Origin of the sequence: Pandoraea pnomenusa, assembly GCF_000767615.3 — a bacterium.
GTDB classification, from domain to species: domain Bacteria; phylum Pseudomonadota; class Gammaproteobacteria; order Burkholderiales; family Burkholderiaceae; genus Pandoraea; species Pandoraea pnomenusa.
The window spans coordinates 3,407,729-3,430,683 of record NZ_CP009553.3; the positions used below are offsets into that span (position 1 = coordinate 3,407,729).

Here is a 22,955-nt window from a genome sequence, read left to right on the forward strand (position 1 = left end):
ATGCGGATTCTTCCCGCCAACCGACGAGGGCATGCTTACCAGGTCAGCACGATCTTGCCGACGTGCGTGCTCGTTTCCATCAGGGCATGGGCCTTGTCCGCCTGCTCGGCAGGGAACGTCTGATAGATCACCGGGCGGATCTTTCCCGCCGAGAACAACGGCCAAACCTTTTCGTGGAGTTGCTTCGCGATCGCGGCCTTGAAGGCGACGGAGCGCGGACGCAGCGTCGAGCCGGTCACCGTCAGCCGGCGGCGCAGCAACGCCCCCATGTCCAGCGTGGCCTTGCTTCCGCCCAGCAGCGCGATGATGGCGATGCGGCCATCGAATGCGAGCGCCTGGACTTCGCGCGGAAGATAGTCGCCCCCCACCATGTCGAGCACCACGTCCACGCCGCGATCCTGGGTGAGCGCCTTGGTCACCGCGACGAAATCCTCGGTCTTGTAATTGATGCCGCGCTCGGCACCGAGGGCCTCGCAGGCACGCGCCTTGTCGTCCGAGCCCGCGGTCGCGAACACACGATGGCCGAGCGCCACGCCGAGCTGGATCGCGGTCACGCCGATGCCGCTCGTGCCGCCCTGCACGAGCAGCGTCTCCTTCTCACCCGATTCGGTTTCGCCGAGATGCGCCCGATCGAACACATTGCTCCACACCGTGAAGAACGTCTCGGGCAACGACGCCGCCTCCACGTCCGTGAGCCCGTCCGGCACAGGCAGCACCTGTGCGAGCGGTGCGGCACAGTACTCGGCGTAACCGCCGCCCTGCACGAGAGCGCACACGCGCGAACCGATCTTCAGCCCCCAACGGTTGTCCGCACCGTCGAGCGCGCCTTCCACGATCTCGCCTGCTACTTCCAGCCCGGGCAGATCCGACGCCCCCGGCGGCACCGGATACTGACCGATGCGCTGGAGCACGTCCGGACGGTTCACACCCGACGCGCTGACCTTGATGAGTACTTCGCCCGGCTTCAGTTCGGGGCGTGGCCGCTCGGTGAGCTTGAGCACTTCCGGTGCACCGTACTGGCTGATCTCAATTGCCTTCATCGTGTCTGTCCTCGTTCCGTTGTCTGGTTGACGATGGTTGCGCGCCCCGACGCACAGCGGCGGCCCGCGCCGGCGAGACCGCCCCCTCGTCCATGAAAATGGTGTAGAGCCGGTACCATATCACCGACTGGACCGTCGCGTTGCCCGTCAGCGAGGTCAACCCGAAGGATCGCGATCTTTCAGGAGTATTCGAGACGTCCGCCTCGGACGATTCCGAGGCATCAAGCGGATTGGCTGGCGCGCCGCGTGCGATCAGTTCAATCTCACGCAGCGCGCCGGATTGGCCCCGGACGGGGCGAGTCTGTCGCGCGCGGCAACTCGAAGCGTCCGAGCGCACTCAGCCCGCGCCTTCCGCCCCCTCGTCGATCAGTCCGTGCCGGATGGCATAGCCGATCAGCTCTGCGGCGTCGTCGAGCGCGAGCTTGTGCAGGATATGCGCAACGTGCGAGGTGATTGCTCGCTCACTGGCATGCAGTGCGTGTGCAACTTCATTGACGGCCAGGCCGTCGACAAGCATGTGAAACACTTCTTTTTCGCGAACCGACAGCCGCTGATGCCTCGGCTCGTGGTCGCTTGCATCGGCACCGTGTTGCGTGCGCGCCGCCCGATGCGATGCCCGCGGTGGATCACGGCGCGCCCCTGGTTCGCGCCACCCTGCGTCGGAAGCCGCCCGCGTTGCTGCCCGGCTTCGTCCGCCTTCGAGTTTCATGCCCGCCTCCTATTGTGTACACCGACTCATCCGAACCGTGCGCCGCGACGCGCGGCGCGCGAACGGCGTCGCCCATTGTGCGGCAAGGAACGCATGTTCGTAACTTCGGGGAAGCTGATCGTAACGGCGGGCCCGATTGCCTCTGCCTAACAGGAACGCCTGCCTCGGCGTGCCACATACCGGCGCAACGCTCGGCAACGCATGGGCCACGAGCGGCCACCTCCCCGGTGAGCGCTCGCTCACCTGCTCACCCGGCGCGCGCGGCGGCGTCGCCGGAGCCCTCGGCACCGGCGGTGCCATCCACGCTCGGGGCCAGCACGAAGAGACCGCGCCCGCCGTGCTTGGCGTCGTACAACGCCCGGTCGGCGGCTTCGAACAACATGTCGGGCGTCTTGTCCTCGCCGCTCGCCACCATCGCCACCCCCACGCAGGCGCCGACCGTCACCTCTCCCACCGAGAGCGCCATTGGCCGCGAGGCGGCATCGAGAATCGACAACGCCGTACGCTCGACATCGAGCGCATCGTGAACGTCGCGCATGATCACGGCAAACTCGTCGCCACCGAAGCGAGCGAGCACGTCGCCCTCTCGCACGTTCGCCACGAGCCGTTTGGCCAGGCGCCGCAACAACTCGTCGCCCAGCGCGTGTCCCCATGTGTCGTTGACCAGCTTGAAGCGATCGAGGTCGACGAACAGCAATGCCTGCGCCCCCGCGCCTTCACGCGCGCGGCGAACGGCGGCGGCGAGCGCCTGATCGAAGCCCTTGCGATTGAGCAGCCCCGTCAGGTGGTCGGTATGCGATTCGCGTCGCCAGCGCCGCTCGTTCGTGCGCTCGATGGTGATGTCGCGCACGAACAGGTGCACGCCGGCGAGCACGTTTTGCGTCGCCCATTCCGGCTGATAGCTCACTTCGAAACAACGGTAGGCGGCGCCCTCGCCGAAGTCCCATGTGAACGTGGCCGCCTCGCCCGCGAACGCCCGCGCAAGGTGCGGCGCGAATTCGCGGTACAACGAAACGCCAAGCAACTCCCGCGCAGTCGCCCCCAGGATCTGGTCTCGCCGGCGACGCAGGCGTGTCTCGCACGCGCGGTTGACGAACGCGAATCGCTCATCGCCGTCGAGATAGGCCACGAGGTACGGCACACGGTCGGCGATTTCCTGCATGCGGCGTACGCTCGCGCGTGCCGCCTCGCGCGACACTTCGAGCGCCTCGGTCCGTTCGCCCAGACGCTCCATCATGTCGCGAAATGCATTCGCCAGCGCACCGATCTCGTCGGCACGCTGCACCGGCAATGACTGCATGGCCCGCATGTCGCCCCCGCTGCGAGCCACCAGAACGCGAAGCTTGTCGAGCGGGCGCAGCAGGCACCGCGCCACGCACCACATCACCAGGGCCGTCATTGCGATCGCCGCGATCGCCAGCAAGATGACACGCCGACGCACGCGCGCAAGCGGATCGAAGGCTTCGGCGCCGGGCAGCACGGCCACGACCGTCCAGCCGGTCGCGGCCATCGGTGCGCGGGCGACGAGCGGATGCATGTGAAGCCATTCGTTCGATCCGCCGTCGCGCACGCCGCAAAGCGTCTGCACCGGCCCCACGGGCGAGAGGATCCTGGTGACGTCGGCCTGGATCACATAGCGCGGCGGACTGTCGTTGGAGATGAGGCAATACCGTCCCGTCTGGCCGACGGCGTTGCTGGCCAGATCGACGATGAAGTTCTGTCGCAGCAAATTGACGGCGCCGCCGATGACGCCGATCAGCTTCCCCTGCTTGTCGGTGACGGGCACAGCCAGCACGATGCCGGGCGAGTTGGTGATCTTGCCCGCGATCACGCTCGATGCCGCCTGCGGCGCGCCCGCAAGCAACTGTCGGAAATAATCGCGGTCCGCGATGTTGATGGCGGTGGTCGCGAAGGTCGAATCGTAGCGCATGTGTCCGTCGAGGTCGGCCACGAAGAGCGTGTTGAACGTCTCGGGCATGGACACGGACATGTTGGCGAACGATTCGAACTGAGCCGGTGTCAACGTGCGGGGATCGCCGATATTCCTCGCCATGCGGTGCAGCGCGAGGAATTTTCCGCGCATCTTGTCGTCGAGCTGATCGGCCACGAGCTTGACCTGCGTGTCGAGCTGGGCCTGCAGCGAGTTTCGCAATTCACCGTAGACGAAAAACTCGATGCCGACGGCTACGCCGACGATCAATACCATGGAAACGAGCGCGGTCATGGCCGCAACCCGCCCCTTCAACGACTTCACCATGCTGGCCCGTACGAGAGTAGCTTTATGCTGCTTTTGGTTTTTGGTGGCTTTTTGCGAGAGCTTACCACCCGAAACGGCACATTTTTGGGAAACTTGAGCAAATTCGGCATTCGCGCGTCACACCTTGCGCGACACCGGGAAGCGACATCGCGAGGCGCTCGATACCGTCGCTCGGCGAACCCGTCGTAAAATTGCGCATCCAACGCGCCACGAGGGCGACGGGCGAGACAGTTGCCCCATTCGGCAGACGCACCGCCGCACCGCCCGCCGCTTCGTGACCCGACTCGCCCGACCCGATGGAATTCATGACGAGCACCCAAGCCCAAGACACCCCAGCCGCCCCGGAAACAATGAAGCCGACGCCCCCGATGACGCCGATGATGCAGCAGTACACGCGTATCAAGGCCGAGCATCCGAACATGCTCGTCTTCTATCGCATGGGCGACTTCTATGAGCTCTTCCACGACGACGCCGCGAAGGCCGCACGCCTGCTCGATCTCACGCTCACCGCGCGCGGCCAGTCCGGCGGGCAACCGATCCGCATGGCCGGCGTGCCGCATCACGCGGTGGAGCAGTACCTCGGCAAGCTCGTCAAGCTGGGCGAGTCGGTGGCCATCTGCGAGCAGATCGGCGACCCGGCCACCTCGAAGGGGCCGGTGGAGCGCAAGGTTGTACGCATCGTCACGCCGGGCACGCTGACCGATGCCGCGCTGCTCAGCGACAAGGTCGATCAGTACCTGCTCGCCGTGCAGGTCACGGCGGCACGTCGCGCGAGCGAGCGAGTCGCCGGTCTCGCCTGGCTGTCGCTGGCGAGCGGCGAACTGCGGTTGATGGAAATCGCTGCGGACAAGCTCCCGCGTGAACTGGAGCGCATTCGTCCGGCCGAGACACTCGTGCCCGACAGCGCACTCGAGGCGTTCGAGGGATTCTCGCTTGGCACGACCACGCGCGTGCCCGACTGGCATTTCGATACGGCCGCCGGCACCCAGCGCCTGCGCGACCAACTGGGCGTGGCGAGCCTCACCGCATTCGGCTGCGACGGCCTGAATCCGGCGCTCGGCGCGGCCGGCGCCCTGCTCCAGTACGCAGCCGCCACGCAAGGGCAGTCGCTGCGCCATGTGCAAAGTCTGAACGTGGAGCGGGAGGCGGCCTATATTGGCCTGGACGCCGCCACACGTCGCAACCTGGAACTCACGGAGACGCTGCGCGGCACGGAATCGCCGACGTTGCTCTCGCTGCTCGACACCTGCGGCACCACCATGGGCAGCCGTCTGCTGCGCCATTGGCTGCACCATCCAATGCGCGATCAGCAGGTGCCGCAGTCGCGTCAGCTGGCCATCGCCACGTTGCTCGAAGGCCCGGGTGCGTGGCGCGCATTGAACAGCGAGCTGCGCAACGTGGCCGACGTCGAGCGCATCACGGCGCGCCTGGCCCTGCTCACGGCGCGCCCGCGCGACCTGTCCAGCCTGCGCGACGCCCTGCGCCGGCTGCCCGAGCTGCATACGACGTTGCGCGCCGTGGAAGCCCGCTCGCCACTGTTGGCCATGCTGCACGAGGATCTCGCGATCCCCGACGCCGCCCTTGCCCTGCTCACCAGCGCCATCGCCGAAGAGCCGGCCGCAATGCTGCGAGACGGCGGCGTCATCGCCCGCGGTCACGACGCCGAGCTCGACGAGCTGCGCGACATTTCGGAGAACTGCGGCCAGTTCCTCGTCGACCTGGAAACACGCGAACGGGCGCGCACCGGCATCAACAATCTGCGCGTGGAGTTCAACAAGGTTCACGGCTTCTACATCGAAGTCACCCGCGGGCAGACGGACAAGGTGCCCGACGACTACCGCCGCCGCCAGACGCTCAAGAATGCCGAGCGCTACATCACGCCCGAGCTCAAGACCTTCGAGGACAAGGCGCTGTCCGCGCAGGAGCGCTCGCTCGCGCGCGAGAAGATGCTTTACGACGCGCTGCTTCAGGACCTGCTGCCGCACATCACCGAGTTCAAGCGCATTGCCCAGGCCCTGGCGCAACTCGATGTACTCGCCGCACTCGCGGAACGCGCCGAGACGCTCGGTTGGGTCAAACCCGAGCTGGTGGAGGACCGTGTCGTCGACATTCGCCAGGGGCGTCACCCGGTGGTCGAGCAACAGGTCGAGCGCTTCATCGCCAACGATTGTTCGCTCGGCGATGCCCGCCGATTGCTGTTGATCACCGGCCCGAACATGGGCGGCAAGTCGACGTTCATGCGTCAGACCGCGCTCATCGCCCTGCTCGCCTACGTCGGCTGCTACGTGCCGGCCGAAGCCGTGCGCCTCGGTCCGCTCGATGCGATCTTCACGCGCATCGGCGCCTCGGACGATCTGGCGGGCGGGCGCTCCACATTCATGGTGGAAATGACCGAATCGGCGGCGATTCTGCACACGGCCACCGAGCACAGCCTGGTGCTCATGGACGAGATCGGGCGAGGCACGTCGACTTTCGACGGCCTTGCGCTCGCCTGGGCGATTGCACGCCATCTGCTCGGCCACAATCGCTGCTACACCCTGTTCGCCACGCACTACTTCGAACTCACGCAGTTGCCCGACGAATTCCCGCAATGCGCGAACGTTCATCTGTCGGCCGTGGAGCACGGCGAGGGCATCGTGTTCCTGCATGCCGTGCAGGATGGCCCGGCGAGCCAGAGCTACGGCCTTCAGGTCGCACAGCTTGCCGGCGTGCCGATGCCGGTGATTCGCGCGGCGCGCAAGCACCTCGCGCTGCTCGAACAGCAGGCGCTGGATCCGGCGGCACCACAACTCGATCTGTTCGCGCCGCGCGCGACGCTCGACGACGATCGCTTCACGGACGATGCCGTGCGGTCGCAAGACGGTGCCGTTGCCCATGGCACCGATCACGCGACGCTTGCCCCGGCTGCCGAAGCGACGCTGGCCCGCCTGGCGCAAATCGATCCCGACGACCTGCGTCCGCGCGAAGCGCTTGACCTGCTGTACGAACTGCGAGGCCTGATGGACGGCCGCGCGAACGGCTGACGTTTCGTGAAGCCCCCGCGTCGCGAGCGCCCCACCGGTTTGCCGCCGATTGGCCGGCGGGCCGTACGCGTCTTTTGCGCGGCGACGTTCGCGCTCGCCTGGGTTGTGACGCTCGCCCTGCCGTCACCCGCGTGCGCCGCCAATGCACGCGTGCCAGGGAAGGCTGCGACCAGGGCGCCGACCAAAGGCCCCGCGAAGCCGCCGCCATTCGAATTTGCGGTGCTTGGCAACACCCCGTTCGGCAACACGGAAGTGCCTGTGGTGCGCAGCGTGCTGGCCAGCATCGGCGACAGTGCTGCGGCATTCGTCGTGCACGCGGGCAACCTGAAAGGACCGACGGAGTCGTGCCGCGACGATCTCATCACGCAGCGCCTCAGTCTGCTGGCCAGTTCCCCAAAGCCGCTGATCTACGTACCGGGCGGCAACGACTGGGCGGACTGCCAGCGCCCCGGAGACGGGGGCTATAACCCGGTGGAGCGCCTCGACTTCCTGCGCGATCATGCATTCGACGACGACGCCCTGCTCGGGCCCGGCCCCGTCGGATACGCACAGTTCGACCTCACGCGTCAGAGCGACATGGCACGCTTTCGCCAGTACCACGAGAACGTGCGGTGGTTCTACCGCGACGTGGTGTTCGTCGGACTGAATCTACCCGGCAACAACAATAACTACCGCTCCGCGGGTGGACGCAACGGCGAGTACGAGGACCGCGTGATCGCCACGCGAGTGTGGTTGCAGCACGCCCTGGTCTATGCCAAGCAAAAGGAAGCACGGGGCATCGTTGTCGTCGCGGCGGCGGATCCGCAGTTCGAGCCCGCGCGCAGCGGCGGGTTGGGCGGAATCTTTTCCGATCGCGCCGGGCGGCGCGGCGTGGACGGGTACAAGGACTTCCGCACCCAGCTGCAACGACTCGCAGCGCGATTCAAGGGGCCGATCCTGCTGATTGACGGCGGCCGGACGATGCATCATGCACAGCCGCTGCGCGACGCGCACGGCGCGCCAGTGAAGACGTTTACCCAGTTGAGCACCTTCGGATCACCGACGGCGAACCGTTGGGTGCGGGTGCGCGTCGATCCACGCACACCTCAACTGTTCCGCTTCGACAGCGAACTGTTACCGCCGAACAGCAATGCAGCGCCCGGCAACGCGCGAATCGGGCCGGCGCCCGTACCCGGCATCATGCCCAACCCGGAGCCGGAGAAATCGCAGTCCGCACCGACAGCGCCGTTCGCACCCTCCGACGGCGTGTCAGGGACCGCGCCGACTGCTGTGCCCTATTCCTCGCTCTACCCCAAGCCGGGGGCTTCCGCGACTCACGTGAACGGCATGAGCTCGGACCCGAACCAGGGCGTCATGCCGATCGGCCCGTCGCTCATTCGCGAAGGGGCCCCGCGCGGCGCGACGCGCCGCAACTGACAATCGGCGCGCACAAAATGCAAACGCCGGATCCGGCACATTGCGCGAGGCAATGCGCCGAACCCGGCGTCCGTTCCAACTTGGCATGCGCGATCCGTTCGCCCGCATGCACCGCACCCGAGGCGCGAATCGCCCGTCTGGCAATCCGACGCGCCGAGACTCAGTGCAGCGTGGGGGCGTCGTCTTCGTCTTCGTCGACGATTTCGAGACCCGATGCACCGTGCGCGTGCTGATGCTCGACTTCCTCTTCCGTTGCGGGACGCACGTCCGCTACCGTCAACTCAAAGCGCAGCGCCATGCCGGCGAGCGGATGGTTGCCGTCGAGCACGACCTTGTCGTCCGCCACATCGGTCACGGTGTAGATCAGCGTGTCCGCTTCGTCATCGCCATCTTCCGGCGTGCCCTCGAACTGCATGCCGACTTCAAGCGGCTCGGGGAAACGGCTGCGCTCCTCGACCTTGATCAGCTCCGGATCGTAGTCGCCGAAGGCATCGGTCGGCTCCAGTTGCAGGTGCGTTTCGTAGCCGACGTCCTGTCCATCGAGCGCTTCCTCGATCTTGGGGAACGTGCCATCATAGCCGCCGTGCAGATAAACCATCGGCTCGGCGCCGCTTTCCTCGATCAGGTTGCCCTGAGCGTCCGACAACTTGTAAGTCACCGAGACGACGGTATTCTTTTCGATCTTCATCAAACTCTCCGAAAAACAGCCCGCATTATACGCGCAGCCGTATGACAGCGACCCGGCAATCGATCGGAGCCAAGCCTCGACATCCGCATGACGACTTCCCGCCCCTCCTCGCCCCCGCTCGGCGGCCTCACCCCCGATGCGTTCATGAAGCGCTATTGGCACAAGCGCCCACTGCTCATTCGGCAGGCGATTCCCGGCTTCATGGCGCCGCTCTCGCGTGAGGCGCTCTTCGCCCTCGCCGCGCAGGACGACGTGGAATCGCGCCTCATCACCCACTCGCGCAAACGCTGGACCCTCGAGCACGGACCCTTCGACGCCGACTCGCTGCCGCCGCTATCGCGCAAACAGTGGACACTGCTCGTGCAAGGCGTGAACCTTCATGCACCCGCCGTCGACGCCCTCATGCAACAGTTTCGCTTTATTCCCGACGCCCGTCTTGATGACGTCATGATCAGCTACGCGACCGATGGCGGCGGTGTCGGACCGCATCTCGATTCCTACGACGTCTTCCTGCTGCAGGCGCACGGCCAGCGACGCTGGCGCATCGGGCCGCAGCGCGACACGACCTGGCAAGAGGGCGTACCGTTGCGCATCCTCCGGCACTTCGAGCCAGAACAGGAGTGGGTACTCGAACCTGGCGACATGCTCTATCTGCCGCCTGGCTATGCGCACGACGGCGTGGCCCAGGGCGAATGCATGACCTACTCGATCGGTTTTCGCGCACCGCTCGAACAGGAAATGCTGCAGAACTTCCTGTACTACCTCGCGGAGAACGCGCCGGAGCTCGCGTTCGCCCGTCATTTCGCCGGCCGATATGCCGACCCGAAGCAGCCGGCGGTCAAACACCCCGCCGCGCTGCCCGATGCGATGGTCGACACGCTCGCGGCACAGCTGGAGAAGGTCCGCTGGGGGCGCAAGGAAGTGGAAGATTTTCTGGGCCGCTGGCTGAGCGAGCCGAAGTCGCATGTGTTTTTCGACCCGCCGGCATCCCCCGTTTCGCCCGGCCGATTCGCCCGGGAAGCCGCGTCGCGAGGTATCGCACTGTCGCCGAAGACTCAATTGTTGTATCGACGCAACCGATACTACGTGAACGGCGAGCCGCTGGAAGTCCCCGTCAGTACGCGATCGACGTTGCGTGCGCTCGCCGACAAACGTCGACTCAATGCTGAGGAATGTGCGAATTTCGAGCAAAAAGACCAAGAAATCGTCGAAATTATGTACGATTGGTATGCTTCGGGCTGGGTACAGATTTCCGCCGACCCGGGGCCGGCGCGAAAGTTGCGCGCCGTAAGGAAAAAAGCGGGGTAATTGCGCGAGTTTGACGTGACGCATTGGGGAAAACCCAATATAATTTCTCGCCAAGCAGCTTGCATGACCAAGGGTAATCCTCAATTGCCAATGTCTCGCAATCGGCTTTGCGCTGGCAAGAGCGTATTACCGTAACTAATTATTCATTCGCTTGTCTTCTACCATAAAAGGACGTGATCATGAAGAAGTCTCTCCTCGTCGCTTCGTTGTTGGCTATCGCCCTGACCGCCTGCGGCAAGAAGGAAGAAGCCGCTGCTCCGGCTGCTGACGCTGCCGCTTCGGCTGCTACGGCTGCTTCGGACGCCGCTTCGGCTGCTGGCGCTGCTGCTGATTCGGCTGCTTCGGCTGCCGGTGCTGCTGCTGACACGGCCGCTTCGGCTGCTGGTGCTGCTGCTGACGCCGTTGCTTCGGCTGCTGACGCTGCTGCCAGCAAGTAAGCTCTCGCTGCCGCAAGGCAGCCGAGACAAAAAAGCCGGTCATTCGACCGGCTTTTTTATTGCCTCACGCGCCCCCACGCCCTCCTTCCCCGCGCGTCGCGCGCACACAGCCTCAGGCGCCGGCTAGCACGTCAACCAATCGAAGCCTCCCGCCTGGGTGGCCACGAGAATCTCCGTCGCCTCGCTGCCGATCACAGCCGACATCGCCGTCATGGCCAATTCCGGCGTGTTGTTCTGCTCGCTCAAATGCGCACAGATCACGCGCTGCAATCGGGTACGGTCGATCGCCCCGAGAATTTCCGCCGCCGAATCGTTGGCCAGATGGCCGTACGTGCCGCCAATGCGCGCCTTGAGCGACGGAGGATACTTGCTGTTGGCCAGCATTTCGCGGTCGTGATTGCACTCGAGCACCAGCGCATCGCACCCGCCCAGCGTAGCGATCAGATGGGCCGTGGGGCATCCGGCATCCGTGAGCACCCCCAGCCGACGCGCGCCATCGGAGAAGACGAACTGGAGCGGCTCACGCGCGTCGTGAGGTACCGTATACGGATGAAGCTCGATCGCACCGACCGCAAGGCGTTCGTCGGACCGGCACCAGCGCACCAGCGCGTCGTCGGCGTCCACCTTGAGCGTGGCGTGCGCCTTGACGGCCTGCCCTGTGCCCCAACTCATGATGAGCGGGATCCGATACTTGCGCGTGAGGGAGAGAGCACTGCCAATATGGTCGGCATGCTCGTGCGTGATGACGATGGCGGCGAGCGACGCCACGTCGACCGAGCGAGCCGCCAGGCGCCGCTCGACCTCTCGCATCGAGAAACCGCAATCGAGGAGAATACGCGTCGTGGAGGCGCCTTCCGACGCCTCCACCAGCAGGGCATTGCCTTCGCTGCCGCTGCCTAGACTGGCGAACCGCACGCCCCGCCTTAACGGAGCTGGTTGCCGATCACACTGATGATCGTCTGCGCGATCTGCGAGTTGTCGACGTTACCCTTGTCGTCGAGCACCTGCACGCGGGTCTGGTTGTCGCCGCGCCCCTGCACGTTCACGCTGTACTTCTTCGCCTTCTTGCTGTCCTGCACTTCCTTCGCATGGAACAGGCTGTAGAAGAAACCATTGTCCTTGGCGAGCGTGGCCGGATCGACGTAGCTCACGAAGTACAAGCCCTTGGCGCGATCACGATCGTCCACGGTGAAGTTGCCGCGATCGAGCGCCACGCCCACGCGGCGCCATGCACGGTCGAACGGCTCGTTGATGTCGAGGTAGGCCGAATCGGCCGTCTTCACGACCTGGGTCGCCGGCGCACCCGGCTTGGCACTTTCCACCTGCGCCTTGGCCTGATCGGCCTGGACACCGAAGCGCTGCATCAGCTTGGTCAGCATGATGGCCTCGAGACCCGGATCGTTCGGCGCCGGCTCCCACTTGGTCGTGTCCTTTTGCGAGTTCGTGAAGACTTCGACCATGCGACGATGCGTGATGTAGATGTCCGTGCCACCGTTCGGATCACGTTCGACACGGGTGCGGAAGCGGTCGCGCTCTCCGGTGGAATACAGACCGTCGAGGACCTTGCCGAGTAGATCGCGAATGATGTCCTGATTGAGCTTGGCGCGGTTTTCCGCCCAATCGGTTTCCATCACGCCCGTGTCGGGCGAATCGATCGTCAGCACGAAGCCGTTTTCCTGCCAGAATTCACGCAACGTCGGCCACAGGTCGCCGGCGGGCTTTTGAATCACGAGCCAACGCTCGTTGCCGTCGCGCACCACCTTCATGCCAGGCACATCCGGCAGCACGGTAGTCGAGGGGTTGGCTGCCACCACCTTCTGCTGATTCTCGTAATTCGACAGCGTGGCGGTGCCGCCGGGCGTCACGTACTTGCGATCGACGGCCTGAACGTTCGTCAGATCGGGCGGCACGTCGAGCGAAGGGCCGGTCTTCGAGCTCTTGTAATCGACCTTGTCCGACGACAAGGCGCTCGAGAGCGAGCTGCATCCGGCAACGAGGGCCAACGAGGCAATAGCGGCCCATGCCAGCACGGGACGAGCTACGGAATTACTGACGATTCGTTTCATGAGTCGCAAAAAAAGGGATGGGCAACGAACCCGGGTGCCTGAACGACAGCTTAGACAACGGCAATGTTGGCCGACTTGAGGGCAGCGAGCACCGTTTCGTGGTACGGCTGCGCCAGCGGCGTGAGCGGCAGGCGAATGCCCGACGCGATCATGCCCATCTGTTGCAGCGCCCATTTCACGGGGATCGGATTGGCTTCGACAAACATGGCACGGTGCAATTCGAACAGCTTGAATTGCCATTCCCGGGCCTTGGCCACGTCGCCGGCCAGCGCGGCCGCGCACAGTTCGTGCATCGCGCGCGGTGCCACGTTGGCGGTGACCGAGATATTACCCTGTCCGCCCATGAGCATCAGCGCCACGGCGGTCAGGTCGTCGCCGCTGTACACGGCGAAGCTCTTCGGGGCGCGCCGGATCAGGTCGATGCCGCGATCCAGGTTGCCGGTGGCGTCTTTCACGCCGATGATGCCGGGCACCTGCGCCAGACGCAGCAGCGTTTCATTGCTGGCGTCGGCGACCGTGCGGCCGGGCACGTTGTAGAGAATCACCGGAAGCTCGACGGCTTCGGCGATCGCGCGGAAGTGCTGGTACTGCCCTTCCTGCGTCGGCTTGTTGTAGTACGGCACGACCTGCAGCGATGCGTCCGCACCGACCTGCTTCGCATGCTTCGTGAGTTCGATGGCCTCGGCGGTCGAGTTTCCGCCCGTACCGGCGATCACCGGCACCTTGCGGCCGCGCGACTTGCCGGCCTCGGCGGTTTGCTGCACGGCGATCTCGATGAGTTCGCAATGCTCTTCGACGTTGACGGTCGGCGATTCGCCCGACGTACCGACGATCACAATGCCGTCCGTGCCTTCGTCGACATGCCAGTTGATCAGGTTGCGCAGGGCTTCACGGTCAAGGCTGCCGTCCTCTGCCATCGGCGTGACAATCGCGACAATACTGCCTTGAATCGGAGTTTGGGTAGTCATGGTTGATCGAACAATTCAGCGATAAGGGTGGATTGTAGCGGATTACGAAGCCGCCTCGTACAGCGCGGCGCTGGCGGGGTTTTCCCCGGGGACCGCGCGCGTGGCGCACAGACGCTGCACGCAGGCCGCGCGCGGCGCCGGCAGCGTGACATCCTCGAAGCCCGCCACTCGCAAGTTCGCCTCACCCGCGAGATCGAGCAATTCGCCCGGTGCCAGCAGAAACAGCGGGTTGGACGGCTTCCCGTACTTTTCGTTTCCCTGCGCGAAGGTCTCGTAAATCAGCACCCCGCCCGGCGCAACGCTGGCGCCAATGGTGCCGAACAGCGGCCGGTGCAGGTAGTTCGTGACGATCACCGCGTCGAACGTTTCCCCCGCGGCGAACGGCCACGGCGCGCCTTCGAGATCGGCCGCGAGCGTCGTGACGTTTGCGAGCGTTGACATGGTGGCAAGCGCCGCCGCGTCGCGATCGACGGCCGTCACACGAGCGCCGCGCGCGGCCAGCCATCGCGCGTGGCGCCCCTGGCCGCACGCCAGGTCGAGCACGCGGGCGCCGGACGCGATCAGATGCGCCCAACGCACGACCCACGCTGACGGCGCACCCGTGCCATGCATCGTCCCCACCACGGCCGAATCCGTCATGAATACTGAAGTCCCATGGCTTCGCGCACGTCGCGCATGATTTCCTGCGCCGACTTACGGGCTTTTTCACAGCCGTCTGCCACAATGGCGCGCAGCAGCGACGGATCGTCCATGTACTTCTGTGCACGCTCGAGCATGGGTTGCTGCTCACGCAAAATGCCTTCGATCACTGGCTGCTTGCACTCGATGCAACCGATTCCGGCGCTGCGACAGCCCTTTTGCACCCATTCGCGCGTGTCGTCGTCGCTGTAGACCTGATGCAACTGCCACACCGGGCACTTGTCCGGATCCCCCGGATCGGTGCGACGCACGCGCGCGGGGTCGGTGGGCATCGTGCGCACCTTCTTCGTGATCGATTCTGCGTCTTCGCGCAGGCCGATGGTGTTGTTGTAAGACTTCGACATTTTCTGGCCGTCGAGCCCCGGCATGCGGGATGCCGGCGTGAGCAGCGCCTGCGGCTCGACGAGAATCAGCTTGCGCGCGCCCTCGAGATAGCCGAACAGCCGCTCGCGGTCGCCCATCGACAGCGACTGGGACTCGGAGAGCATCGCGCGTGCCTGCTCCAGCGCCTCCTCGTCGCCCTGCTCCTGGTACCCGGTACGCAGTTCCAGATACAGCTTCGCGCGCTTGCTGCCCAGCTTTTTCGCCGCTGCCAGCGCCTTCTCCTCGAATCCCGCCTCGCGGCCATAAAGGTAGTTGAAACGACGCGCGATTTCGCGTGTCATCTCGACGTGCGGCACCTGATCCTCGCCCACCGGCACATGCAGCGCGCGATAAAGCAGGATGTCGGCCGCCATCAGCACAGGGTAGCCAAGGAAGCCGTAGGTCGAGAGGTCCTTTTCCCTGAGCTTCTCGATCTGCTCCTTGTACGTCGGCACACGTTCGAGCCAACCCAGCGGCGTGCTCATGCCGATCAGCAGGGCCAGTTCGGCGTGCTCGGGCACCTTGCTCTGGATGAACAACGTCGCCTGATTCGGATCGATCCCCGCGGCAAGCCAGTCGATGAGTACGTCCCACACGTTCTGCTCGATGACTTCCGGCGTTTCGTAGTGCGTGGTGAGCGCGTGCCAGTCGACCACACAGAAGTAGCACGGATACTCCGACTGAAGCTGAATCCAGTTCTTGAGCACGCCGTGGTAGTGACCGAGGTGCAGACGACCGGTCGGTCGCATGCCGGAGAAAACGCGTTCGGGGTACATGGTCTCGTTATCTTGTGCAAATACGTCAGGAAATCAGCGACATCAGCGGCGTGAGCATCCACACGATCAAGTCGCGGCCCCACTGGATGAGCGGCCACAACCACACGCGGCCGAGTACGCCACTGACCACCAGCGCCATCACGATGAAAAAGCCGAAGGGCTCCACGCGCGAGAGCGTATAGGCCGCACGCGCGGGCAGCAGCGACACCAGCACGCGGCCGCCGTCGAGCGGCGGCACGGGAAACAGGTTGAACATGCACATCACGAGGTTCACCAGCAATCCCGCCTGCGCCATCATCATGAAGAACGGCTCGTGCACGCCGGCCGCCTGCAGGCCGAGGCCGAACACGGCCCAGAGAATCGCCTGAGCGAAGTTGCACAGCGGACCGGCGAGCGCCACCCAGATCGTATCGACGCGCGGATTTCGCAGACTGCCGAACGCCACCGGCACCGGCTTTGCGTACCCGAAAAGGAATGCGCCGCTCGTCATGAAATAAAGTGCGAGCGGCACGAGCACCGTGCCGATCGGATCGATGTGCTTGAGCGGATTGAGCGTCACCCGCCCCATCAGGAAGGCCGTTGGATCGCCGAAATACTTCGCGACGTAGCCGTGGGCCGCCTCGTGCAAAGTGATTGCGAAGAGAACGGGGAGCGCGTAGACCGCAACGGTCTGGATCAGGTCTGCATTCATAGCCGGCTATTGTAGCAAGCCGGCCTGCGCGCCAGTATTACCGCGTGTTGCAACGTGCGGCGGACCACGTCCGTCACGACAGGCCGAACGGCGCGAGCGAACCCCGTCCGCGACGCAGCACCTCCGGCGGCGTGACGGTCAGATCCACCACGGTCGACGGCTCCTTCGGGCAGGCGCCGCCATCGATGACCAGGTCAAGTTGCTTTTCTAGCCGCTCGCGGATCTCCTCGGGGTCATTCATCGGCTCGGTTTCACCCGGCAGAATCAGCGTGGTGGCCAGCAGCGGCTGGCCCAGCGCCTCGAGCAATGCCAGCGTGATCGCATGCTCCGGCACGCGCAGGCCGATGGTCTTTCGCGACGGATGCGAGAGGCGCCGCGGCACTTCCTTCGTTGCCTCGAGTATGAACACATACGGCCCCGGCGTGGTCGCCTTGATCAGGCGGTACTGCCGGTTGTCGACGAGGGCGAACTCGGCCAACTCCGACAGATCACGCACGAGCAGCGACAACATTTGCTTCTCGTCGAGTCCGCGAATGCGGCGCAGGCGATCCACGGCCTGCTTGTCGTCGATGTGACAGGCGAGCGCATAGCTCGAATCGGTCGGCATCGCCACGATGCCGCCCTTGTCGATGATCTGGGCGGCTTGCTTGATGAGTCGTGACTGCGGATTTTCCGGATGGATCTGGAAGAATTGCGACATGGCGTCGTGAAGTTACTGCCAACGGCTCCAGATGGGCGTGAGGTCGTCGGGCAACGGCGGCAGCTTGCCGAGTAGCGCACGGCTCTCGGTCGGTCCATGAAAGTCCGAGCCGCGCGACGCCAGAAAACCGTACTGACGCGCGACGTCGGCATACTCGCGGTATTGCTCCGGCGTATGACTGCCGGTGATCACTTCGATCGCCTCGCCGCCCAGCGCCTGGAAGCGGTCGAACAGCGCCCCGAATTCGAGCGGCGAGAACTTGTAGCGCCCGGGGTGGGCCACGACGGCAATCCCACCCGCGCCGAGAATCCATTGCACGGACTCCTCCAGCGTCGCCCAACGATGCGGCACAAAGCCCGGGCGGCCCTCGGCGAGATATTTCGTGAACACGTCCGACACCGATGCGCATTTGCCGATTTCCACCAGATAGCGCGCGAAATGCGTGCGTGAAATCAGGTCCGGGTTGCCGACGTAACGCAAAGCGCCCTCATAGGCGTTCGGGATACCCGCCGCGGCCAGTTGATCGCTCATCTGCTGGGCACGCGTGGCCCGTCCGCCGCGCGTGGCGGCCAGTCCGTCGATCAGCGTGGGATTGTCGGGGTCGATGTTCAGCCCGACGATATGCACCGTGCGATTTGCCCACGTGATCGAGATTTCCACGCCGCTCACGTAGCGCATGCCCAGTGCCTGAGCGGCCGCACGCGCCTCGCGCTGTCCGCCGACTTCGTCATGGTCGGTCAGCGACCACAGGTCGACGCCGGCCTCGAACGCGATCTGCGCCACTTCCGACGGCGCGAGCGTGCCGTCCGACACCCTGGAATGACAATGAAGATCCGCGTTGAGCATGATGTGCCGCCGGGCAATGCGACGTCCGATCGACCAGACACCGGCGCGTGACGTAGTAATGACGGCTTCATTCTACCGCTCAAGTGCACTCGACGCGAGTGACCCGCCGACGCCCTTGCCTACGTTGCGCAGAAGTCGTCGATCAGCCGCGCGACTTCCTCGGGCTGATCGTGATGCAGCATGTGGCCGGCGTCGGCCACGAAGGCCTCCGTCAAATTCGGAAAGACCTCGAAACGCGCGCGAAAGACGTCCTTGCCCTGCGCTCCGGCGAAGTGCTGCAGCACGTCGGACTCCGTCGCCTCGACGTGCAACACCGGCGCGCTCACATTGCCCCATACGGCCTGGGCTTCCTCGAGTCGGTAAGGATACGGATTCGCCATCTTGTGCGCGGCATCGGCAAGCAGATGCCATTGACCGTCGGCAGCCCGTCGCGCCCAGCGTTGCGCGAGCCAGGCCGCGCGCTCCGGCGTGAGGCGCGGGTTGGTCCGGCGCAGTCGGGCGGCCACGTCGTCGAGCGACGCGTACGCCCGCAGCGTGGGCGGTGCCTGCAGGTCGTCGAGCCAGCGGCCCAACTGGCGGATGGCGGCGGTGGCCGGCGCAGGCGGCAAACCGAAGCCTTCGAGGTTCACGAGGCGGCGCACGCGCGCGGGGCGCACCCCCGCATACAGACAGGCGACATTGCCGCCCATGCTGTGTCCGATCAGATTGATGGCCTCGCCGGGCTCGGCGTACACGTCGAGCAGCGCCTCCAGGTCGGCCAGATAGTCCGGGAACCAGTAGCTCTCGCTGCGCCCCTCGGCCACGGGCCAGTCGGTGAGGCCGAAGCCGCGCCAGTCGGGTGCGAGCAAGTGCCAGCGCCGGGCCAGCGTCTGCGCGACAAACTGGAACGACGCCGAAACGTCCATCCAGCCATGCAGGAGAAACAGCTTGGGTGCACCGGGCGTGCCCCATTGCCGGACATGATGGCGCAGACCGCGCACGGTCAGGAACTCGGATCGCGAATCAAGCATGACGCTCACGGATACTGAAGATCGAAACGATTGAGGAACGTCGAGTATATCGGCTGCACCGCGGCATCAAAAATGACGCTACGCGCCCGCCTGGAGTGCGGCGAGTTCGGCGTCGTCGAATCCCGCGGCGCGGCGCGCTTCCAGGTTGAATGGCCCGCGCAGGCGCGGTGCGTTGTACTGGGCCGCCAACCGGGCATACGTCGCGATCGGCTCGCAACCCGCACGCTCGCAGCCCCAGCGATACCAGCGATTGCCGATGGCGACGTGGCCGATTTCGTCGCGCAGGATGATATCGAGGATCGCCGCACCGGCGCTGTCGCCCGCGCCGGCCAGCTTGGCCTTGATGGGCGGGCTGGCATCGAGGCCGCGCGCCTCGAGCGTGCGCGGCACCAGCGCCAGACGCGCCAGCCAGTCGCCCGAGGTGCGGCGCGCCATCTCCCACAGGCCGTCGTGGGCGGGAAAGCAGCCGTAGTAATACGGCTCGCCCAACGTCGTCAGATGTTGGGCGAGCAACGAGAAGTGATAGGCCTCCTCGGCAGCGACCTTGAGCCAGTCGTCGTAATACGCCGGCGGCAGGCCGTCGAAACGCCAGAGGGCATCGAGGGCGAGGTTGATGGCGTTGAATTCGATGTGGGCGAGCGCATGCAGCAGCGCCGCGCGCCCGTCCACCGACGTGACCGCGCGGTGCTTGAGCTCACGGGGCGAGACCAGTGGCGGGGCGTCGGGACGCCCGGGGATGCCGGCTTCGCGCTCGCCATCGCCTGCGCCTTGGTCGTTCACCGCAACGCCGTCGATGCCGCCAGGCGGGCGCCACGGCGCGATCTGGCGCGACGGGTACCAACGCATGGCGCCCGTACGGACGGCGTCGCGCAGCGCGCTCACGCCGGCGGCTTTCTCGTACGGGTCTCGCTGGCGCAGCAAGGCCAGCGCGCGTTCGCGCGCGCAATCGGAATCACTGGAAGCTTTCGGAAGGGCTGGAATGCCGCCAGCAGCGGCGGTCCCCGGGGTGTCGCCGCCGGGCACGGGAGTGAAGTCGGCCATGACGTTACAATAGCAATTTCGTCGATTTTAACCGCGAAGCGAAGCTGCCATGCCGATCTATAAACTTGGAGACAAGACCCCGCAGATCCACGAGAGTGCTTTCGTGGCCGACACCGCGACCATCATCGGCGAGGTGATTCTCGCGGAGAACAGCAGCGTGTGGCCGGGGGTCGCGATCCGCGGCGACAACGAACCGATCCGGGTCGGCGTGGGCACCAACGTTCAGGAAGGCGCCGTGCTGCATGCGGATCCGGGATACCCGCTTACGCTCGCCGAAGGGGTGAGCGTGGGCCATCAGGCCATGCTGCACGGTTGCACGGTGGGAGAGAACTCCCTCGTCGGCATTCAGGCGGTGCTGCTCAACGGTGCGGTCATCGGGCGCGACAGCCTCGTGGGCGCCGGCGCACTGGTCACCGAAGGCAAGACGTTCCCCGACCGCTCCCTGATTCTGGGCGCGCCGGCCAAGGTGGTGCGAGAGCTGACCGACGAGGAAGTCGCCAACCTCAAACGCAACGCCGACGTGTACGCGGCGCGCCGTCAGGTCTTCAAGGAACAACTGGTGCGCATCGGCTGAACGCACCGTCGGCGAGCGGCGTGCGCTGGCCGTCCGGCGCATGACCTGCGGCGCCGGCGAGTTGAAAATGCGGCGCGCGCCCCCAGATAACGCAATATCGACGCGCCAATCTTCGGCTTTTGTGCCAATTCGGGACGATTTGCCCGGTGTCCCGGCGATTGCGGCAGCCCCAGTGCGCCTCGCCTTCGATCGCCGCCCGTCACACTGACCGCCGTTGCCGCATTTTTCAGGAATTCGACCGTGTCCGACCAACTTCAGAAATTCATGTTCGACGCCGCCCCGGTACGCGGCGAGTACGTCAGCCTCGACGCCACCTGGCGTGCCGTGCTGGAGCGCCACGACTACCCGCCGGCGGTGCGTCATCTGCTGGGAGAGATGATGGCGGCGGCAGCGCTGCTCACCGCGAACGTCAAGTTCGACGGTGCCCTCATCCTGCAGTTGCACGGTGACGGTCCGGTGAGCATGGCCGTGGTCGAGTGCAACGCCGATCTGACGATGCGCGCCACCGCCAAGTACAGCGGCGACATTCCGGACGACGCCACGCTCGAGTCGCTCGTCAATGTCCGCGGTCGCGCGCACTTCGCCATCACGCTCGACCCGCGTGAGAAGCAACCGGGCCAGCAACCGTATCAGGGCGTGGTGCCGCTGTCCGACGAGCACGGTGCCCTGCCCGACATGGCCTCGGTCCTCGAACATTACATGCATCACTCGGAGCAGCTCGACACCCGTCTGTGGCTGGCTTGCGACGACAATCACGCCGTGGGCATGCTGCTGCAAAAGCTGCCGGGACATGGCGGTACCGCGGGCACCGGCGCCGAGCGCGCACCGGAACTCGACGAGGATACGTGGAACCGGGTCTGCCAGTTGGGCAACACGCTCCAGCGCGAGGAAATGCTGAGCACCGACCGGGAGACCATGCTCCATCGTCTGTTCTGGGAGGAGGCGGTACGCGTGTTCGAACCACTGGTCACGTCGTTTCGCTGCACCTGTTCGCGCGAGCGCGTGGCCAACATGCTGCGCACGCTCGGGGAGGCCGAGGTCATGAGCGTGTTCGACGAGCGTCCGAACGTCGAAGTCGCTTGCGAGTTCTGCCGTCAGACGTACCATTTCGACAAGGTGGACGCCGCGCAACTGTTCACCGAGCAATCGCACGCCGCGCCGTCCGCGCAGCATTGATTCGCGCCCAAATCGCCGGCGCAACCGGAACAGCGAACGCAGTACCGCACGGAACCGTAAGCCAGGCCAGTGAATCTCAATGACAACGGCGGTCTGCGACGTCGGACGGTGCCATCGCGCCGCGACGCCGCGGGTCAATCCGACACGCCTTCCGACACTCGATCAGGCACTCGCCCGGGGAATTGACGCATGCAGGTATTCGGTTCCATGGCTCACTCGGCTGTCCGGCGCGCCCCTGCGGCGCTGGGCGTGGCCGTCATGACGCTCCTGTCCGGCTGTGCGCAATGGCAGTTGCCGCCACCCGACGCACCGGCGGCACGCCTGCCGGCGACGCCGGTGGCGCCGGCCCTGAACGACGCGCAAACGCAGGATCTGACGCGCCTGAACAAGCGCATCTACGACGAGCAGGAATCGACCATCGAGCGCGAACGCGCGCAGCGCGCCTACGAAAGTGCCATGCGCACCTACTACAACAGCAACGCCTACTTTTATGGCGGCTGGGGCAGTCCCGGTTGGTATGGTCCCGGTTGGTATGGCCCTGGATGGTACGGGCCGGGCGGGTATGGACCGCGCTCGTCCATCGGGGTGGGTATCGGTTTCTGAATCCGGCCGGCATTGGCGCCGCGCGCGACAAAGTAAAAAGGCGTTCCGTGAGGAACGCCTTTTTGCGTACTACCGTCCGCGCGCCGCGCCAGTGACAATCAGTGATGTTGCGACTTGTGCGCAGATTGCGTCTTGCCCTTCGACGGCGACGCGGGCGTTGCGGCGGGCGCCGCGGCCCCCACCGACTTGTGCGCGGGCTCGGTCGACGAGACGAGCGGCGCGTCGGCACCCGAAGCACCTTGCGGGCCGCCAGCGCCATCCGGACCGACGAACTGCACGAACACTTCGCCATCCTTGACCATGCCCAGCTCGAAACGAGCACGTTCTTCGATCGCCGAGGTGCCGTCCTGCAGATCCTGCACTTCGCCGGCCAGACGATCGTTACGTTCCTTCAACTGCTCGTTCTTCTGCTGTTCGGCGCTCAGCTCGTCGCGCAGTTCGTGCACGTACAACCAACCACCGTGGCCGAACCAGAGCGGATACTGGATCGCCACGAGCAGCAGCACCAGCACCAAGGTCACCATTCGCATGCTTTCGCCTGGCAAGAATTCCGGGAAACGTGCC

22 protein-coding genes are annotated in these 22,955 nt (G+C 65.3%); 7 read left to right on the plus strand and 15 right to left on the minus strand.

Translation table 11 applies throughout. The features are described 5' to 3' along the window. Positions 1–35: 35 nt before the first annotated feature. From LV28_RS39255 to LV28_RS39265, 3 genes are all read right to left on the minus strand, one after another. Positions 36–1,040 carry an NAD(P)H-quinone oxidoreductase gene (locus LV28_RS39255; protein ID WP_023596651.1) on the minus strand — a complete coding sequence of 335 codons (1,005 nt, stop codon included), beginning with the start codon at positions 1,038–1,040 and terminating at the stop codon, positions 36–38. A 337-nt stretch (positions 1,041–1,377) separates the two neighbouring features. Continuing rightward, positions 1,378–1,749 (minus strand): response regulator transcription factor, encoded by a 372-nt coding sequence (locus LV28_RS49420; protein ID WP_072619097.1) that lies wholly within the window; start codon positions 1,747–1,749, stop codon positions 1,378–1,380. A gap of 247 nt (positions 1,750–1,996) precedes the next feature. Further along, positions 1,997–4,006: a sensor domain-containing diguanylate cyclase gene (locus tag LV28_RS39265; protein WP_028730746.1), complete on the minus strand. Its 2,010-nt coding sequence runs from the start codon at positions 4,004–4,006 to the stop codon at positions 1,997–1,999. A 350-nt stretch (positions 4,007–4,356) separates the two neighbouring features. On the opposite strand from LV28_RS39265, the gene mutS reads away from it, so the two are divergent. Both mutS and LV28_RS39275 read left to right on the plus strand, forming a co-directional pair. Beyond that, the gene (gene mutS / locus LV28_RS39270) at positions 4,357–7,029 is read left to right on the plus strand and encodes a DNA mismatch repair protein MutS (RefSeq protein ID WP_023596654.1); all 2,673 of its coding nucleotides are present in this window, start codon (positions 4,357–4,359) and stop codon (positions 7,027–7,029) included. Between the two features lie 219 nt (positions 7,030–7,248). After that, complete coding sequence (locus LV28_RS39275) at positions 7,249–8,445, plus strand: hypothetical protein (protein ID WP_147291623.1); 1,197 nt, start codon at positions 7,249–7,251, stop codon at positions 8,443–8,445. A gap of 160 nt (positions 8,446–8,605) precedes the next feature. Here LV28_RS39275 and LV28_RS39280 read toward each other — a convergent pair whose 3' ends face one another. Beyond that, positions 8,606–9,133, minus strand: coding sequence for an FKBP-type peptidyl-prolyl cis-trans isomerase (locus LV28_RS39280; protein WP_023596656.1), 528 nt, complete (start codon positions 9,131–9,133; stop codon positions 8,606–8,608). Between the two features lie 87 nt (positions 9,134–9,220). On the opposite strand from LV28_RS39280, the gene LV28_RS39285 reads away from it, so the two are divergent. After that, positions 9,221–10,441, plus strand: coding sequence for a cupin domain-containing protein (locus LV28_RS39285; RefSeq protein WP_025249359.1), 1,221 nt, complete (start codon positions 9,221–9,223; stop codon positions 10,439–10,441). A 179-nt stretch (positions 10,442–10,620) separates the two neighbouring features. After that, a complete protein-coding gene (locus tag LV28_RS48795) occupies positions 10,621–10,878 on the plus strand; it encodes a hypothetical protein (protein ID WP_072617452.1) in 258 nt (85 codons plus the stop codon). Between the two features lie 123 nt (positions 10,879–11,001). Here the strand turns inward: LV28_RS48795 and LV28_RS39295 are convergent, their stop codons facing one another. The 10 genes from LV28_RS39295 to LV28_RS39340 form a co-directional block, all read right to left on the minus strand. Next, entirely contained in the window at positions 11,002–11,793 is a 792-nt protein-coding gene (locus LV28_RS39295; RefSeq protein WP_023596658.1) for an MBL fold metallo-hydrolase, read from the minus strand. Positions 11,794–11,801: 8 nt separating this feature from the next. Next, positions 11,802–12,944 (minus strand): NlpB/DapX family lipoprotein, encoded by a 1,143-nt coding sequence (bamC, locus tag LV28_RS39300; RefSeq protein WP_023873845.1) that lies wholly within the window; start codon positions 12,942–12,944, stop codon positions 11,802–11,804. Between the two features lie 50 nt (positions 12,945–12,994). Then, a complete protein-coding gene (dapA, locus tag LV28_RS39305) occupies positions 12,995–13,912 on the minus strand; it encodes a 4-hydroxy-tetrahydrodipicolinate synthase (RefSeq protein WP_023596660.1) in 918 nt (305 codons plus the stop codon). A gap of 42 nt (positions 13,913–13,954) precedes the next feature. After that, positions 13,955–14,551, minus strand: a complete 597-nt coding sequence (locus LV28_RS39310) for a class I SAM-dependent methyltransferase (RefSeq protein WP_048806593.1) — start codon at positions 14,549–14,551, stop codon at positions 13,955–13,957. Further along, positions 14,548–15,750 (minus strand): tryptophan--tRNA ligase, encoded by a 1,203-nt coding sequence (locus tag LV28_RS39315; protein ID WP_023596662.1) that lies wholly within the window; start codon positions 15,748–15,750, stop codon positions 14,548–14,550. Before LV28_RS39315 ends, LV28_RS39310 begins: the two co-directional genes overlap by 4 nt. Positions 15,751–15,775: 25 nt before the next feature. Further along, complete coding sequence (locus LV28_RS39320; RefSeq protein WP_023596663.1) at positions 15,776–16,441, minus strand: site-2 protease family protein; 666 nt, start codon at positions 16,439–16,441, stop codon at positions 15,776–15,778. Positions 16,442–16,514: 73 nt separating this feature from the next. After that, positions 16,515–17,141 (minus strand): L-threonylcarbamoyladenylate synthase, encoded by a 627-nt coding sequence (locus tag LV28_RS39325; RefSeq protein WP_023873841.1) that lies wholly within the window; start codon positions 17,139–17,141, stop codon positions 16,515–16,517. A gap of 12 nt (positions 17,142–17,153) precedes the next feature. Continuing rightward, positions 17,154–17,987: a 3',5'-nucleoside bisphosphate phosphatase gene (locus LV28_RS39330; RefSeq protein ID WP_023596665.1), complete on the minus strand. Its 834-nt coding sequence runs from the start codon at positions 17,985–17,987 to the stop codon at positions 17,154–17,156. A gap of 119 nt (positions 17,988–18,106) precedes the next feature. Continuing rightward, positions 18,107–18,997 (minus strand): alpha/beta fold hydrolase, encoded by an 891-nt coding sequence (locus tag LV28_RS39335; protein WP_023596666.1) that lies wholly within the window; start codon positions 18,995–18,997, stop codon positions 18,107–18,109. Positions 18,998–19,075: 78 nt separating this feature from the next. Beyond that, entirely contained in the window at positions 19,076–20,038 is a 963-nt protein-coding gene (locus LV28_RS39340; RefSeq protein WP_081326900.1) for a ferritin-like domain-containing protein, read from the minus strand. Positions 20,039–20,087: 49 nt separating this feature from the next. On the opposite strand from LV28_RS39340, the gene LV28_RS39345 reads away from it, so the two are divergent. From LV28_RS39345 to LV28_RS48800, 3 genes are all read left to right on the plus strand, one after another. Further along, positions 20,088–20,612, plus strand: coding sequence for a gamma carbonic anhydrase family protein (locus LV28_RS39345; protein WP_023596668.1), 525 nt, complete (start codon positions 20,088–20,090; stop codon positions 20,610–20,612). A gap of 240 nt (positions 20,613–20,852) precedes the next feature. After that, positions 20,853–21,788 carry an Hsp33 family molecular chaperone HslO gene (gene hslO, locus LV28_RS39350; RefSeq protein ID WP_023596669.1) on the plus strand — a complete coding sequence of 312 codons (936 nt, stop codon included), beginning with the start codon at positions 20,853–20,855 and terminating at the stop codon, positions 21,786–21,788. A 207-nt stretch (positions 21,789–21,995) separates the two neighbouring features. Beyond that, positions 21,996–22,391 (plus strand): hypothetical protein, encoded by a 396-nt coding sequence (locus tag LV28_RS48800; protein ID WP_155734185.1) that lies wholly within the window; start codon positions 21,996–21,998, stop codon positions 22,389–22,391. Positions 22,392–22,489: 98 nt separating this feature from the next. Here the strand turns inward: LV28_RS48800 and ftsB are convergent, their stop codons facing one another. Continuing rightward, positions 22,490–22,921 (minus strand): cell division protein FtsB, encoded by a 432-nt coding sequence (ftsB, locus tag LV28_RS39360; protein ID WP_023873833.1) that lies wholly within the window; start codon positions 22,919–22,921, stop codon positions 22,490–22,492. Positions 22,922–22,955 lie beyond the last annotated feature (34 nt).